At 25.7% G+C, this 222-nt stretch carries 1 pseudogene; it reads left to right on the forward strand.

The window, feature by feature from the left end:
• A pseudogene (locus tag E2O22_RS07900) lies at positions 1–222 on the forward strand (sodium-dependent transporter); the annotation flags it as partial.

Below are 222 nucleotides of genomic sequence, written 5' to 3' on the forward strand. Positions count from 1 at the left end.
GGCGCTATTTTTGGAAATTTACTTTCTAATGATGTTTTATCTCAATTTATATGTTTTACTTTTGTGTTTATAGTAATTTTTTATGTAGTATCAAAAGGTGTTAAAAGTGGTATAGAAAAACTCAATGTTTGGATGATGCCAAGCTTATTTATACTACTTATTTTAATGCTTGGATATTCTTTTAGTATGGATGGTTTTTCTAAAGCAAGTGAGTTTTTATTT

The organism is Campylobacter lari, from assembly GCF_004357905.1.
Classification (GTDB): Bacteria; Campylobacterota; Campylobacteria; order Campylobacterales; family Campylobacteraceae; genus Campylobacter_D; species Campylobacter_D lari_D.